This is a genomic window from Mesorhizobium sp. M7A.F.Ca.AU.001.01.1.1, from assembly GCF_004022735.1.
Lineage (GTDB): Bacteria > Pseudomonadota > Alphaproteobacteria > Rhizobiales > Rhizobiaceae > Mesorhizobium > Mesorhizobium ciceri.
The window spans coordinates 1-634 of the sequence record NZ_RZPF01001304.1; the positions used below are offsets into that span (position 1 = coordinate 1).

General features: G+C 68.8%; 1 protein-coding gene. It reads right to left on the minus strand.

The genetic code is table 11. From position 1 onward, the window contains the following. The coding region (locus tag EN884_RS37820) for an aldehyde dehydrogenase family protein (protein WP_128361224.1) at positions 1-634 on the minus strand (634 nt) is incomplete at both ends.

Below are 634 nucleotides of genomic sequence, written 5' to 3' on the forward strand. Positions count from 1 at the left end.
GTGCCTCGACCGGATCAGGCCGCCCGTCGATGACGGCCAGTGGGAGGCCCTTGCCGGTCAGAGCGGAAAGGGCCGCCGGTGCACCCGGTGCAACGGCCAGCACGGCGTTGCCGGCGGCGAGCGCCTGGATCGTCTGCGCCAGCAGCGTATCACCATCGGGACCAAGGCACAGCACCCGTCCACGTGGCGACAGCGAGAGCGTGTTGGCTTCGCCGGTCGGCCCGGGCAGGTCGACCTGGCCGAAATCGATGCCGGCGGCCGCACCAATGGCCGCAGCACCCTTGCCGCGCAGATGCTTCCTCAGAATGGCGATCCGGTCCGGACGCGTCGACCAGCCGCCAAGTGTGGGATCAGGCAGATTGTCGGCAAGCTCGGTCGCCGTGACCTTGTGGCCATCCTGCACATGGGTGCCGGCCTCCGGCCCCTTGCGGAAGCGGCGGAGATAGTGCGGACCGCCGGCCTTCGGCCCGGTGCCGGAAAGCCCCTCGCCGCCAAACGGCTGCGAACCGACGACGGCGCCGATCTGGTTGCGGTTGACATAGATGTTGCCGGCATGGATGCCATCGACGAAATGCTGCACGCGGCCCTCGATGCGGGTGTGCAGGCCGAAGGTCAGGCCATAACCCTTGCGGTT